Here is a 12,843-nt window from a genome sequence, read left to right as displayed (position 1 = left end):
CCCGCTTAGGTACCTTGGCACTGGTATTGCCATGATGCTCGTGTTGAATGCCCTAGCCCATGCAGTAGCTAGGGCTAGTTCGATGGCTGGCGCCTCACTTGCATTCCCGTGGATTATCAGGAAGTCGCCACGCCTAATCAACTCCCTAATTAGCCTGAAGCTTGTTGAGTTAACATTCACGCGCATCAAGCCGCTCCTATTGATGATTAGATTGGGACCAATCACAGACCAATCAATGACAACCAAGCTATTACCGGGAAGGCTGGGCAACTCACCAACCGTCACGGGCTTAATCAACGATTCATTAACACCAACACTAACCAGCCTCTGAACAAGCATCGACGGACCAACAACGTAAATCGGCACATCAATACTAATTGGCGAACCAACAACGCCTTGGCTGGCTGTGGAGAATCCACCCGTCACAGCACTACCAGGCCTAACCACGGCACTGTGGTTGGTTAAAGGCCTCGGCATGACAAGGATTACTGCGGCAACCACAACAGTAACAACCAAGACAGTTATGAACAAAAGCCTTGATTTGGAACCCATAATCATCAAAGCAACTAAACCCACGGACTTTTTTTCTCTCTCCAGTTATTCATAAAAGATGAGTCGAGTAGGTTGAATGAGTCTTAAGCCTTATTCTGTGTGCCCAACACACCGAGTTCACGTGTGTTATGGTTTCTCGTAACCATGCAATGCATCACTCCGTGGTTTCTCTATTTCGATTTCGGGAAGCCTATATAAATTACTTAGTTATTTTAGGGAATTGGCCAAGCAAAGCAATGCAGGTGTGGCATGGGCTATGCGGAGGATGCGTCCCTAGCGGAATCCCGCGGAAACTGCGGGGGAGTAAGGACACAAGACAGCAAGGAAGAAGTGCAAAAGCGGACCACCACAAACCATGAGTGAGGAGGAGCTTAGAAGGTTGTTGAAGAAAAATCACTTCTGCCGTGGTATTAAGCATGTTAAGGGATATCGACGTGGTGATGAGATCACTGAGAAGGAGAGAAATAGGGCTGGATGTGGTGCTTGGTGATTGTTCTCCATATTTTTAAAGATTGTGAGGAAAGGACGTGTTTATGATGAGGCGGCATTCGCGATAACGATATCGAACAAGAAATTCAATGATTGGGAAGCATTATTGGATAGGTTGAAGGGATTGGGGTTTAAGAATGCTAGGCTCAATCAAACCAATTATGATGTGATTGATATAAGATATTACGGAAGTAACGCGACCAATTTAGCAAGAGCAATGATTGATGCTCTGCCGTAAATTATCAAAGATATTTTCGACGTCATGGCTTTTGAGAAGTGGGTATGAATAAAGCAAATAGCCAATATGGAGTATAGGTATAAGAGAGGTGAATCACAAATTGAAATAGCAAACTATAAGTTCACGGTGCGTGTTCACAAGCGCAGTGTTGAATTAGTGCATAATGCCAGAGATGAGACTGAAGCTAGGAAAATCATTGAGATATTGACGTCAAAGTATGGTAATGTGTTTTACGCCTACGTTAATAAGGGCGGTAAGTACTTACTCGTCAGGGTACCAATGCGCGTATTTACAAGGTATGATGACATCAAGAAGCAGGTTGTAGAAGTGCTCTGCCGAAAATACGAGAGGGCGAAGAGCGAGGAAAAGAGGCGAGAAACACTCATAGCTTTGAGGAGGCTGACGGCACCCACAGAGGGGGCGGCCGCGGTGTGCGAATTACAACCATTTGATTCTCGAGTATTAACGCGGGTAATTCATCATTGCGTAAGTCATTAAAGCCCCTTATCAAGGTTTTCAGCCTAATTTTTATGAGCTGTCGCTGGCTTGATCATCAGTCTCCCTATCTATTTTAACGGATATAACCGCCTTACTCACCCCCTCCTTAACCCTCTCCCTGAACTCACCGTACTGCTCAACGAGGGAGCCCAACTTCTCCTTGTACCTCTTGAGCACTAGGTTGAAGCTGCTAACGGCTAGGTAGCCAATGAGTCTCTTAACTATGAAGTTCTCAACCTTCCTAGTTATAAGGCTGCTAAAGGCCTTGGCCTCCTCGAAGGACTTTATTAAGGCTTTAAGGATGAATTCACGCCTAAGTGGATCATCAAGCATCTTATCCAGTACTGTGAAGTCCCTCTTCCTTAGCGCACCCATTGGTATGAATGGTAGTGGGAACGTGAGTACCCTAAGTCTCTTTAATCTATCTAGTAATTCGAGACTCTTGACTACGTCATCGTCGGTTTCACCGGGCAGGTTTAGTATCATTGTTCCAACCACGACCCAATGATTATCATTAAGTATACCAATGGCCTCCTCAACAACGTCTGGGTACTGCTCAGGCTTATATGGCAGTGCTTTACCGGCCATTAATAATCTTAATAGCCTTGGTGAACCTGTTTCGATACCCATTTCAATGAAGTGCCAGGTACCACCCTCATTCATGTACTCCGAAACCTCCTTAACCATCTTAGGCGCGTACTTTACAACGGCAGCTGTGGTAAAGTCCGTGGTTATCTCATAATCATCGCCATAGGACTTAACGAGCTTATAAGCCTTAACCGTCAAGTCAAGAACTTTATCTGGGTTCGGCTCAATACCCTTAGCACCATACCTAAAGAATTCCTCACTATGAAGCGTTATCTCCTTGAAGCCGCCAACCTCTATGTTCAGCTTAATCTCCCTGTCTATATGGCCCTCAAATGGGAATGACCTAATCATGCCGCTGAGCGTTGGCGTACAGAATTGGCAGCCGCGTCCGCAGCCCCTCGTAACCTCGACCATACCACCAATTGATGGGGTAACGATGGTTGGAACCATTTCAACGGGCACAGGCCTACGAGCAACAACCCTACTTGGTACTGGTTCACCCTTCATTAACTTATCAAATACTTGGGGACCGTCTTCCTCAAACTCGCCTTCATATACAACATCAATACCAAGTTCGCCCTGCTTATCAGTATCAACAATTTGCCAACCAGCAGGGCCGCCAATAACGATCTTTAAATGATCTCTGTGTTTCTTAATTGCTGGGTGGTTGATGACTTGCAAAAAGGATTTTGCGATGTATGGCAAGCCCCTATATGGTAGATCAGCAAGTTTTAATATCCAGTAAAGTATTCCAGAGCCATAGCTTAACCCTAATGGGTCCATTACGTAAATACCAACTACCCGCGTATTTGGCCCAATGACCTTATCAAGCTTATAGGGATCTGCGATAATAACGTCGTTCCTCGTATATCCGTGGGCAAGTAATGCTGCTTCGACCTTTGCTAGACCATAAGGTGCTCTAAATACTCTACCATTTCTATCACTCTTAATTCTGAAGAATCTACGGGCAACCCAATCCCTGAAGTAGTTCTCCGGTATTGCGCTTGCGAAGCCGACTACGGACGATCCATGGGTATCGCTCATTGTCGCGATCTCGCCCGTTAAAACGATTGGGTATCCACCAAATGACACAGACCTACTGCATACCTGTAGTAAATAAAAACCCTTCTTCGTCAATATAAATTACTGGCTTCGCATACTTTAACCTAGTAATTGAAAATTAACTAATACCCTTCCTAGGAGTCCTTGCACCACATGCTGTGCACACGAGTACGTATATCCTACCCTCCCTCTCCAGGTAAGTATCTATTGAATGGCACACAGGGCACTCAACGTAGAACTTGATATATCGCTCGTAAACAGCCTCAAGAGTCCTTGGGCTCCTCTCGCATACAGGACAAAGGTATTGCCCTCAATATTGCCAGGAAGCGCCAACTCCTTAAGGAAGAACCTGGCTATGTGCGTCGGGTCCCTATTAAGTCTCTGTGCAACATCCCTAAAATTCTGGATAATTGTTTTCTTAGGTTGAACCTGAATACTCAGCTTTGGTATCTCCTGTCTCCTCTGAATCCTGGGCGTTATTAATGTGTAGGCTCTATCCAGTAACTTCATGTAAAGCTCATCATAATTAACCTCACTACCCATATCAACGATAGGGAACCTAATGCCTTAATAAATTCTTACCTACACCACACCTCTAAATAATTTATCGGAACCACGACCAGTCTGGTTTAAAGTCTCTGTGTTTTAGTAAATCATTAATGACCTTACTCGTCATTAAGACCGCCAATAGGCGTGGGATGCTTCATGAATTAACCGGCGTGATTAAGGACTACGCCAGCATTGAGTGGGTCTTCGTTTCGATACCCTCGGAGACCGAGAGGGTAATCGCCATGAGACTCAGCGACTCATTGCCAATAAGCGCACTTGATAAGTTGAGGAACATTAATGGTGTTCATGATATTTGGGCGAGCACGAGGCACCCATGGAGTTGGTGGGCTTTGACAAGGAGATCCTGAGGAGTATACTGATGCACATGATTCAGGGAGGCACCGAGGTCCACTCCTTCCTCACGAAGCTCGGCTATGAGATGGGACTATCCATGGCTAGTACAATGCTCAGGACGAAGTATGAGATACCGTCTAACGCGGCCATGAGTAAGGTCCTTGAGACTGCAATAAACATGCTAGTCGTTATGAACCTGACGAGGGGTATTGAGAACATTAACATGTCCATGGATAAGAATGGGTATGTCATTAATGTATCCCTACTGGAACCCTTCGACTTAGACGCTGGACTACCCTTCACTAGGGGTTACCTACTTGGACTAATGAAAGTGTTCCTTAAGTGTGATTGTAATCTTGATGCAATTATTAATAAGTCTAGGGTCACCTTCTATATTAAGGGCGGTAAGGTTGCATGATTATTAATTTATATTCAATATTGATAGTAAACAATGTTTAAATATTAAGTAACGTAATTAGGTTTGGTGAATTCACTTGGAGAGTTGGGTTAGGACTCTGGTCGACATAATGAGCAGAAGTCTCAATTCTAATGGCCTGCCAATACCAATGGATAAGTCCTACTGCACCGAGTGGGCCAAGGACCTAAACATACCCAGGGTGGGGACACGATAATATACACGTCCTGCCTATACCAAATGGCCCCAATGATCAATCAATTGGTGCCCTGGATAGAGAAAGTCAGGGGAACGCCACTAAGTGGTTTGGCTGGGATTCTCTCCAGGTTCGCGGGCTTCGTGATAAAGCCCAACAGGGCTGATATAGACAGGGCCAACAACATATTGAAGAACATAGCAAGGGCATTAACCAAGGCTGGGACCAACTTCGGCTTCCTCTACGAGGACGAACCATACAGCGGCGCCCTACTCCATGAAATCGGCGCTGAGGATGCATTCCTAGAGTACTTCGAGAACACGGTACTAAGGACCTTCAGGAAGTACGGCGTTAAGAGAGTCATAACCATCGACCCACACACCCACAACATCCTAACCAACGTAGCCTCGAACTACTTCAAACTAGACTTCGAAGTCGTGAACTACCTAGACCTGGTCAGGAGCGTCAAGGTAAGGCCGAAAATAAGTAGTGAGGTTGTTATCCACGACTCATGCCTATACGCCAGGTACCTCGGTAAGTATGACGTCTACAGGTCAATACTCGACAACGCCGGCGTTAAGCATGTTGAGGACCCATTAATAACTGGTAAGGAGACATCGACATGCTGCGGAGGACCACTAGAATCACTAAGCCCTGAATTATCGAGGAAGATAGCGAAGATCAGGATTGAGAACCTCGCCAAGCTCTCAAGGACTGTGATGACGGTATGCCCAATATGCCTAGCAAACCTCGGCAGGAATGCGGATGGCGAGGTCCAGGTCCTGGATATAAACGAGGTAATCGAGGCAGAATAGGCTTTTAAAACGTGAACCCGTTACAATCATTAGTGATGATGCGATGGCTGTCCAGACCAGTGAAGAGTAAGGTGTTAGCTGACTCATAATATTTTTACTATAATAATGACATGCGATGAACACAGCATTATATGTGGAGGGTTTAAATTTTAGTGTTGGTGTTTATATGCGTGGCATTAATACTATCGCCCACTGTAGCGGAGCTGTTGAGGGAATTGACTGGTGGCAGGGATGTTGAGTTGTTTATCGTTGATTTGATAGCTGAGAAGCTCGATCCCCCACGTAGGGTTGAGGTTTACCTTAGGCTTAGTGAGGATTATCTGAGGAGTGCGGAGGAGTTGTATAGCAAGGGCGATTTGGCGCAGGCCGGCGAGAAGTACTGGGGTGCGGTTACTGCGTTGTTGAATGCCATAGGTGAGTTGAGGGGTTGGGAGCATTATAGTCATAGGGATTACGACGTAATAATCGATAAACTATACGAGGAGACCCATGACAAGGCACTCCTAACAGGCTTCAGCATGGCCGAGAGACTCCACGCAAACTTCTACCACAACTTCATGAGTAAGGAAGGATTCGAAATACATAGGCAGGCAGTCCTAGAACTAATTGGAAGACTAAAGGAAATCGTCAAGGGGCTACAACACAATTCCTAGGCATGAGGGTCTTAGGTCACCAGAGGGGCGAGGGTCATTTACCATGCGTATCTAATTAAGTCGTTGAGGAAAGTGTTTTTATTTTGGTTTTGCATTGCGTAGGCTTGATGAGCTTCACGACGGTGTATGAGAGGGACTTGGAGGTGCCGATTAAAATTAGTAAGTCGGCTAGTGAGGATGCTAGGAAGAAGAGACTTGAGAGGTGGCCTAGGGAGGCTGGCCTATCCGTGCCACTTGACGACTCTGGTACGAGCTTCATGCAGTTGGTTAAGTCCTTCTCAACGGACTACGGCCTAACGCCTGGTGAGAGGGCGTGGGATGTTAAGGATGTTGGTGGTAAGTACAGTATTAACATGGTTTGGAAGTTAATGAGGGATAATGAGGAGAAGGGCTATGCAGGGTGACCGGCGAGATACCACTGACGCCAAGTGGTGAGGAGAGTAATAACGTTGTTTACACGGCAAGGCTCAAGTACGTCATTGAGATTAGCAATGACGTGCTTAGCGAAAAGGCCACTACGGAGAATGTCCCGGAGGTTAATTTATTTGGTTGATGTAGGTAATTCATTAAAAATAATCCTAAAGTGCTAATGGAGGTATGTACATAGTACCGATTAAGGAGTTTGAGAGAAGGTTAAACCTGCTTTATAAGGTGATGGATGAGAAGAAGCTAGATGCTGCTTACATAGTTAATCCCATAAACATTGCTTACTTCATTGGGTTTTATTACTTACAAACCGAGAGGCCGGCTGCGGTTGTCATACGTAGGAATGGCGAAATATACTTCTTTGGGCCCCTTCTCGAGAGGATCATGTGATGAGTCAGACGAAGCTCGTGAGTAGGGTATACACGTACAGGGACTACCCTGGTGAGGTCCACCCAATACGGTTATTTGCTGACTGGCTTAGGGAGCTTCACCTCGATAGTTTAGTTATTGGTTATGACTCATCGCCAGGCTACGTAAGTTACTGGGGTTACAGGGGGCCGAGCCTGACCAAGCTCCTTCCAAATGCGAAGTTTGTTAATATATCGGATGATGTATACTCCATGAGGTTAATAAAGAGTGACGTTGAGATAGAACTGCTTAGGGAAAGCGCGAAATGGGCCAATCTCGCTCACTCTCTCCTTCAGGACTATACTGCGCCTGGCATGTATGATTATGAAGTCTCGTTGAGGGCGTCACTTGATGCATCATTAATGATGAAGAAGGCCCTAGGACCTGGGTATAGGCCGCTGAGGTCTGAATACCTGCCTACGCGGGCTTTAGGGGTCAGGTTGGTGAGCATGGCGCTTATCCACATTCAATAAGTGTGGAGAGACCGATTAAGGTTGGGGATGCGCTTGTGACTGGCGCAACGGCAGACGTTGGCGGCTACATGGCTGAGCTTGAGAGGAACCTCTTCGTTGGCAAGCCAAGCAGCGATGTCGCTAAGTACCATGAGATTGCGCTTAAGCTTCAGGACTCGGCATTAAATGCCCTAAAGCCTGGTGTCAAGGCCTCTGATGTTGATAGGGCCGTTATAAAGACGGCTAAGGAGCTTGGCGTAATCGAGTACCTGCTTCATCATAGTGGCCATGGACTTGGTTTAGAGGGTCATGAGGCGCCATTTCTAGATATTGGTGATGATACCGTGTTGAGGCCGGGCATGGTCGTTACCGTGGAGCCGGGCATCTACATAAGTGGTCTCGGTGGGTTTAGGCACTCCGATACCGTGGTTATTCATGAGGATTATGTCGAGGTGATAACCTATTACCCGAGGGATACGGAGTCGTTAATAGTCGAGATTTAGGCTAAATTAAGCGTTAAATAATTCCCACAAACTGCATTATCTGTGAATGCTAAACAATTCCTAACATATACGGGCGTCATTGCGCGGTGCTTGCCTGGCTATTCATAGCCATTAGCATAAGCGTTAATCCCTGGTTCGTATTCACCAGGAACGCCTTCAGCGACTTGGGAGGATCGCACGCAACCGATCCCTGGATATATAATTACGGATTAATAACGACATCGATATTCGTCGATTTATACTCAATAAACCTACTACTAATATCGAGGAATAAGGTTGAGGATTTTGCCTCCGCATTCGTATTCATTGCAGGGTTATTCCTGGCATTAATAGGTATTTACCATGAGGGTACTAGACCTCACGTCTTTGTCTCAACATGGTTCTTTGCCCAAATGGATTTGGCGTTAATCACGTGGGGTATTGGCTCGTTAATGGCTAGGGATAGGCGGCTTGGGCTGTTCTCGCTGCTTCTGGGCATAGTGGCTCCGTTAATAGCGTTGGTCATCCCATGGCCGTCAGCAGCCACTGAGGAGGCCTATGGAATAGTAGTTATAGACCTGTGGGTTGCCGTGATGACGTACATAAACGTTAAACACGTGATTAAGCGACGAACAAGCTGAGTGGTAGGTCTAGATTAAGTGGTTGTGAGTTGGTTTAGGTCACATTCAGTTCCGGATACCAATGCACATTCATTGTAATTTGAATCAGCTTTAATGCTTTTAAGGGATGCATGCTTAATCGCCTTGATGCCTGACGAGTGGTTAATTAAGGATGTCAGGGGCGTGTTAGAGAGAGTTGAGAGGGTTGGGCTTGGGTTTAGGGCTGAGAATCCAAGACTGCTCATCGTAATCTTCTACGACCTTTACTGCCCAGGATGTGCATTGCTTGAGGATGAGGTTGGTGATTACCTAGTTGAGTTGTACAGGAGTGGTAAGGCTTCGCTATACTTCGTTGATTACCCAGTGCATAGGGGTGTCGAGAGGCTCCATGCCGCATTTAGGTGCATCTATAGGAGGGACCCGATGGTCTTCCTGGAAACCATGAAAAGGCACTATGAGGCATACTTAAGCGGTAAATTGAAGGGCGAGGAAGCCCTCATAGATGCCAACAATGACTGCATTAATGAGGAGCTTCAGAGGGTTATGGAGGCTAAGTCCGTGGCTAAGGAATTGGGCGCGCCAGGTACACCAACGATAATAATTGGTAACTTAATCAAGAATATTGGGCAGGGAATGTTTGGTTATCCAGGGGCTATGAAGCTCATGAAGCTTATTGAGGATATGTACATCTATTAAAAATCACCTATGATGAACCCTAACCGTCGGCACGTACCTCCTCCTAACCGAGAGTAGTGTTATTACAATTAATAAATCACCCAATGCATTTATGGCGATTCCAACCTCCATCACACTGGGCATTAGCGTTAACCACATAATCACCGCCACTATGGAGATTACTGCACCAGCCCTACCCACATTGCTCCTAAATTGGTTACTAACCATGTAGGCACCGATGTAACCAGCAACCGATAAGCCAAGTATTATGCTCACTGCTATTAGAAATAGAAATGCAGCAGCGCCCACGTCACTATATAGGTAAAATAGGTATGAGAAGGCCATAAGTGGAGTCACAATAAACATCGTATACCTGAATATGGTCGATAACCTACACGAACCCCTATTCACTATGCAAACCCCACCCCAACCAAACATGTTAATACCAATCCAGAGCATTGCAATTATGAGTTGAAACACGTCGTATACCAAGTCTGAAAAGCCCATGAATAGCAAGGCCTTGAGGGCTATGTCTAGGATGAAGCCGTACACCACGGCCGTGAATCCCTCATAAACACCCCTGACAATACTCATTACGTTTTTAAGAAATACCTATGATTTTAAGCAGTACGTTATAGGCTCAGGATTAGGTAATTGATTAGGTTCATTATTGGGTGTATTAACCATGATGGTGGTATGGTGGTTGAAAGCACAAGTATGGTGAACACTATTACCAAGCCCTCAGCCAAACCACCCTTCCACCCAGTCCCTAACTCCCTGGCAAGCCTCACGTAGTAGGGCACTGAAATCACGGAGTTAATCACCAAGAGCACCGCAAGCCATGCCAGATTTCCATAGACCAACGCCAATATTATATACAGCTTCGACCAGAAGCCAAGGAGTGGCGGTGTGCCTATGAATGCAAGCGATATTAACCAGGTACTCACCGCATTATTACCCTTTGAGAACACGGTATTAAAGAACCCCATCTTACCAATGGCATTCATGAACAACTGCAGTAATAGGCCGACGAGCGCCAGGCCTAGGGTTATGCCCATTTCCTGGGCACCCATTATCGCGGCTGCGAATGCCGCCATCACATAGCCCATGTTGGCTATTGAGGAGTAGGCAAGGACCCTTGGGCTCTCCCTACTGGTCAGGGCGCCTATATTGCCCAGGAACATCGATATTGTGGCGAAGGCACCGGCTATGTATGCCAGGTAGTAGGGCGGTACCCTGTAAAGCCCCATGGTCGTTAGCACGATCTTAACCGCAACAATGAATGGGGCTATCTTGGCTATGGAGGCTATTATCGAGACAGGTATTGGATTGCCAGCCGTGAATACATCCGGGACCCACTCATGCATTGGTGCGGCACCAACCTCTAGGGATAGGCCGAGGAGTAGTAGGGAGAAGCCTATTATGTAGGTTATTAGTGATGGGCCCGAGCTAATTATTATCGCACCTACGAAGAAGAGTACCGTGGCGATTATCATATTGACCACGTACTTAATACCAACCTCAATACTAACGCCTGGGTCGCCCATTAGGATTAGTAGGTATGTTGGTGCTGACACGAGCATTAGTGATAGTAGTGTTAGGGCTAGGTTGCTCGTGTATAGGGCTAGTACCGTGGCTATTATCATTAGCGAAACCAGTACGTAATCAACACCCCTTATTGGAGAGTTAAGCCTCATTAAAGTGATTATACCCAGTATCCCAATAACCACTAGGAACGCTGCATAGGCCATTAAGTAAATGCTTGGTGCTATTAGCAGAATTATCATTGCTATTAACGGCGCAATCCACGAATACCTCCTGGCACCCTCACTGAGCAGTGTTGGTGCTGCACCGACTAAGCTAATTATTGCCGAGGCAAGGAGGATGTATGTGTATGGTATGGGCACGACCCATCACCCCTATCCACGTGATTTAAGTATTACTCTTTGATTCGACATATTGTTCACCACCAGCTTTAATCTCCTCAACCCTTACTGACTTCCTAATCCTATCCATCGCCATTATGGCGGTTATCAGGGTCATGAATTCCGTGGACGACGACAATATGGTGACTATGAGGATGCCGAGGGCCACCACGGCATTTACGGCAAAGAACGGAACCAACGCCAGGAATATGGCGTTGAACATTAGCTCCAGCGATATTAATACCCTAATTAGGTCATTAGCCCTTAATGCGCTGTAATATCCAATCATCAGTATTATAGATGCGAAGCCATAGATTATGGCTGCATTCACGACCTCCATCCCCTACTCACCTCGAGGTAATACATTATTAACCCAATCATTATCGCCATTAAGAGTGATGCCAGTAATGCAATTAGTAATAAGCCATCAGAGGTTGAGACGAAGCTTATTAGTGATTGGCTCGTGACAGGTGCCACCTCATAATTGGTGAATGCCGAGGCGACGATTATTGAGACTATGAATAGCAGCATTGGTATTATCCAGGACTTGCCCACACCACCCCTGAACTCGATCCTCCTATATGTGGCCGCCAGGACTATGGTCATCGTTATTGTGGCGCCCACGAATATTAGGTATATCAGTACGAAGCCGTAGGTTATACCAAATAATCCATACACAGCGCCAACGAGACCTGTCGTCACGGCCAAGTATATTGCTGCGTATAGGTTGTCCTTTGTTATGGTTATGCCTATGGCTGATAATACCGCGAAAACACCAAGTGTTATTAATGCACCAATGTACGTGCTAACCATAGCAAGGGGAGACATAACTTACGTGTTTTTAAGTATAACCAATCGATATTCTACAAGTGTTTACTGAAGATACTGAATCACTGCGGTAATGCAAATTAATTCCATACATAGCGCCCCATGATGGGGCTGATACTACTCTATACAGGCGATGGCAAGGGGAAGACAACGGCAGCCCTGGGCCTAGCCCTAAGGGCCGTTGGACATGGCTATAGGGTCGTTATTGCCCACCTAATGAAGACCTTGATATACAGGGGTGAGTACGTGGGTGAGTACCTAGCGATTAAGAAGTTCCTCAGTGGCTACGTCGATGTTTACTCACTGGACCCAGACCAGCACTTAACACCTAGGGATGTGCTTAGGATGGCATTGGACAGGGCTAGGGAGGTCAAGCCTTTCCTATTAGTACTGGATGAGGTCAATAATGCAGTAAGTAATGGCTATTTAACGACTAATGAAGTAATCAACAGCATTAAGTCGCTGCCACCTGAGGTTAATGTGGTGCTAACGGGTAGGGGCGCGCCCAGGGAGTTCATAGATATTGCAGACCTAGTAACAGTCATGGAGCCCAGGAAGCATTACTTTGATAGGGGCATTGTGGGCGTGAGGGGTCTTGAGTGGTAATGCTATTTAATT

General features: G+C 46.1%; 20 protein-coding genes and 2 pseudogenes. 15 read left to right on the top strand and 7 right to left on the bottom strand.

The window, feature by feature from the left end; all coding sequences use genetic code 11:
• Nucleotides 1-552: pseudogene (locus JCM14467_RS13920) on the bottom strand (hypothetical protein); the annotation flags it as partial.
• Between the two features lie 355 nt (nucleotides 553-907).
• Between JCM14467_RS13920 and JCM14467_RS19585 the strand changes: the two are divergent.
• Both JCM14467_RS19585 and JCM14467_RS13910 read left to right on the top strand, forming a co-directional pair.
• The gene (locus JCM14467_RS19585) at nucleotides 908-1,042 is read left to right on the top strand and encodes a hypothetical protein (protein ID WP_256359266.1); all 135 of its coding nucleotides are present in this window, start codon (nucleotides 908-910) and stop codon (nucleotides 1,040-1,042) included.
• A 303-nt stretch (nucleotides 1,043-1,345) separates the two neighbouring features.
• Entirely contained in the window at nucleotides 1,346-1,777 is a 432-nt protein-coding gene (locus JCM14467_RS13910) for a hypothetical protein (protein ID WP_054850570.1), read from the top strand.
• A 30-nt stretch (nucleotides 1,778-1,807) separates the two neighbouring features.
• Here the strand turns inward: JCM14467_RS13910 and JCM14467_RS13905 are convergent, their stop codons facing one another.
• A complete protein-coding gene (locus JCM14467_RS13905) occupies nucleotides 1,808-3,457 on the bottom strand; it encodes a B12-binding domain-containing radical SAM protein (RefSeq protein WP_252901782.1) in 1,650 nt (549 codons plus the stop codon).
• An 88-nt stretch (nucleotides 3,458-3,545) separates the two neighbouring features.
• Nucleotides 3,546-3,970: pseudogene (locus JCM14467_RS13900) on the bottom strand (translation initiation factor IF-2 subunit beta).
• A gap of 116 nt (nucleotides 3,971-4,086) precedes the next feature.
• On the opposite strand from JCM14467_RS13900, the gene JCM14467_RS19135 reads away from it, so the two are divergent.
• The 12 genes from JCM14467_RS19135 (at nucleotide 4,087) to JCM14467_RS13865 (ending at nucleotide 9,493) form a co-directional block, all read left to right on the top strand.
• Nucleotides 4,087-4,344, top strand: coding sequence for a hypothetical protein (locus tag JCM14467_RS19135; protein WP_252901781.1), 258 nt, complete (start codon nucleotides 4,087-4,089; stop codon nucleotides 4,342-4,344).
• A complete protein-coding gene (locus tag JCM14467_RS13895) occupies nucleotides 4,290-4,748 on the top strand; it encodes a hypothetical protein (RefSeq protein ID WP_252901780.1) in 459 nt (152 codons plus the stop codon). Before JCM14467_RS19135 ends, JCM14467_RS13895 begins: the two co-directional genes overlap by 55 nt.
• 76 nt (nucleotides 4,749-4,824) lie before the next feature.
• Nucleotides 4,825-4,962, top strand: coding sequence for a hypothetical protein (locus tag JCM14467_RS19130; protein ID WP_252901779.1), 138 nt, complete (start codon nucleotides 4,825-4,827; stop codon nucleotides 4,960-4,962).
• A gap of 32 nt (nucleotides 4,963-4,994) precedes the next feature.
• Nucleotides 4,995-5,756, top strand: a complete 762-nt coding sequence (locus tag JCM14467_RS13890) for a (Fe-S)-binding protein (protein ID WP_252901778.1) — start codon at nucleotides 4,995-4,997, stop codon at nucleotides 5,754-5,756.
• A 170-nt stretch (nucleotides 5,757-5,926) separates the two neighbouring features.
• Entirely contained in the window at nucleotides 5,927-6,409 is a 483-nt protein-coding gene (locus JCM14467_RS13885; protein ID WP_054850568.1) for a PaREP1 family protein, read from the top strand.
• A 107-nt stretch (nucleotides 6,410-6,516) separates the two neighbouring features.
• Nucleotides 6,517-6,813 (top strand): hypothetical protein, encoded by a 297-nt coding sequence (locus JCM14467_RS13880; protein WP_252901777.1) that lies wholly within the window; start codon nucleotides 6,517-6,519, stop codon nucleotides 6,811-6,813.
• On the top strand, nucleotides 6,810-6,962 hold the full coding sequence (locus JCM14467_RS19125) for a hypothetical protein (protein WP_252901776.1): 153 nt from the start codon (nucleotides 6,810-6,812) through the stop codon (nucleotides 6,960-6,962). The genes JCM14467_RS13880 and JCM14467_RS19125 overlap by 4 nt, the downstream gene beginning before the upstream one ends.
• Nucleotides 6,963-7,006: 44 nt before the next feature.
• The gene (locus JCM14467_RS19120; RefSeq protein ID WP_252901775.1) at nucleotides 7,007-7,225 is read left to right on the top strand and encodes an aminopeptidase P family N-terminal domain-containing protein; all 219 of its coding nucleotides are present in this window, start codon (nucleotides 7,007-7,009) and stop codon (nucleotides 7,223-7,225) included.
• The gene (locus JCM14467_RS19115) at nucleotides 7,222-7,716 is read left to right on the top strand and encodes a hypothetical protein (protein ID WP_252901774.1); all 495 of its coding nucleotides are present in this window, start codon (nucleotides 7,222-7,224) and stop codon (nucleotides 7,714-7,716) included. The genes JCM14467_RS19120 and JCM14467_RS19115 overlap by 4 nt, the downstream gene beginning before the upstream one ends.
• Nucleotides 7,717-7,718: 2 nt before the next feature.
• Complete coding sequence (locus JCM14467_RS19110) at nucleotides 7,719-8,198, top strand: M24 family metallopeptidase (RefSeq protein WP_252901773.1); 480 nt, start codon at nucleotides 7,719-7,721, stop codon at nucleotides 8,196-8,198.
• 86 nt (nucleotides 8,199-8,284) lie between these two features.
• Nucleotides 8,285-8,818 carry a DUF998 domain-containing protein gene (locus tag JCM14467_RS13870; RefSeq protein ID WP_054850567.1) on the top strand — a complete coding sequence of 178 codons (534 nt, stop codon included), beginning with the start codon at nucleotides 8,285-8,287 and terminating at the stop codon, nucleotides 8,816-8,818.
• Between the two features lie 126 nt (nucleotides 8,819-8,944).
• Entirely contained in the window at nucleotides 8,945-9,493 is a 549-nt protein-coding gene (locus JCM14467_RS13865) for a DsbA family protein (protein WP_252901772.1), read from the top strand.
• Nucleotides 9,494-9,496: 3 nt separating this feature from the next.
• Here the strand turns inward: JCM14467_RS13865 and JCM14467_RS13860 are convergent, their stop codons facing one another.
• The 4 genes from JCM14467_RS13860 to JCM14467_RS13845 are packed head-to-tail and all read right to left on the bottom strand — an operon-like array spanning nucleotide 9,497 to nucleotide 12,210.
• Nucleotides 9,497-10,066 (bottom strand): hypothetical protein, encoded by a 570-nt coding sequence (locus JCM14467_RS13860; RefSeq protein ID WP_054850565.1) that lies wholly within the window; start codon nucleotides 10,064-10,066, stop codon nucleotides 9,497-9,499.
• A gap of 38 nt (nucleotides 10,067-10,104) precedes the next feature.
• Nucleotides 10,105-11,379, bottom strand: coding sequence for a proton-conducting transporter transmembrane domain-containing protein (locus JCM14467_RS13855; protein ID WP_054850564.1), 1,275 nt, complete (start codon nucleotides 11,377-11,379; stop codon nucleotides 10,105-10,107).
• Nucleotides 11,380-11,404: 25 nt separating this feature from the next.
• Nucleotides 11,405-11,737 carry an NADH-quinone oxidoreductase subunit K gene (locus JCM14467_RS13850; protein WP_054850563.1) on the bottom strand — a complete coding sequence of 111 codons (333 nt, stop codon included), beginning with the start codon at nucleotides 11,735-11,737 and terminating at the stop codon, nucleotides 11,405-11,407.
• Nucleotides 11,725-12,210 carry a hypothetical protein gene (locus JCM14467_RS13845; RefSeq protein ID WP_054850562.1) on the bottom strand — a complete coding sequence of 162 codons (486 nt, stop codon included), beginning with the start codon at nucleotides 12,208-12,210 and terminating at the stop codon, nucleotides 11,725-11,727. Before JCM14467_RS13845 ends, JCM14467_RS13850 begins: the two co-directional genes overlap by 13 nt.
• Nucleotides 12,211-12,327: 117 nt before the next feature.
• Here JCM14467_RS13845 and JCM14467_RS13840 point away from each other — a divergent pair, with 117 nt between their 5' ends.
• The gene (locus tag JCM14467_RS13840) at nucleotides 12,328-12,831 is read left to right on the top strand and encodes a cob(I)yrinic acid a,c-diamide adenosyltransferase (protein WP_252901771.1); all 504 of its coding nucleotides are present in this window, start codon (nucleotides 12,328-12,330) and stop codon (nucleotides 12,829-12,831) included.
• Nucleotides 12,832-12,843: the final 12 nt, after the last annotated feature.

Source organism: Vulcanisaeta sp. JCM 14467 (assembly GCF_001316245.1).
Lineage (GTDB): Archaea > Thermoproteota > Thermoprotei > Thermoproteales > Thermocladiaceae > Vulcanisaeta.
The sequence above is the reverse complement of the archived record's forward strand: the minus strand, read 5'-3'. Positions and strand labels throughout refer to the sequence as shown.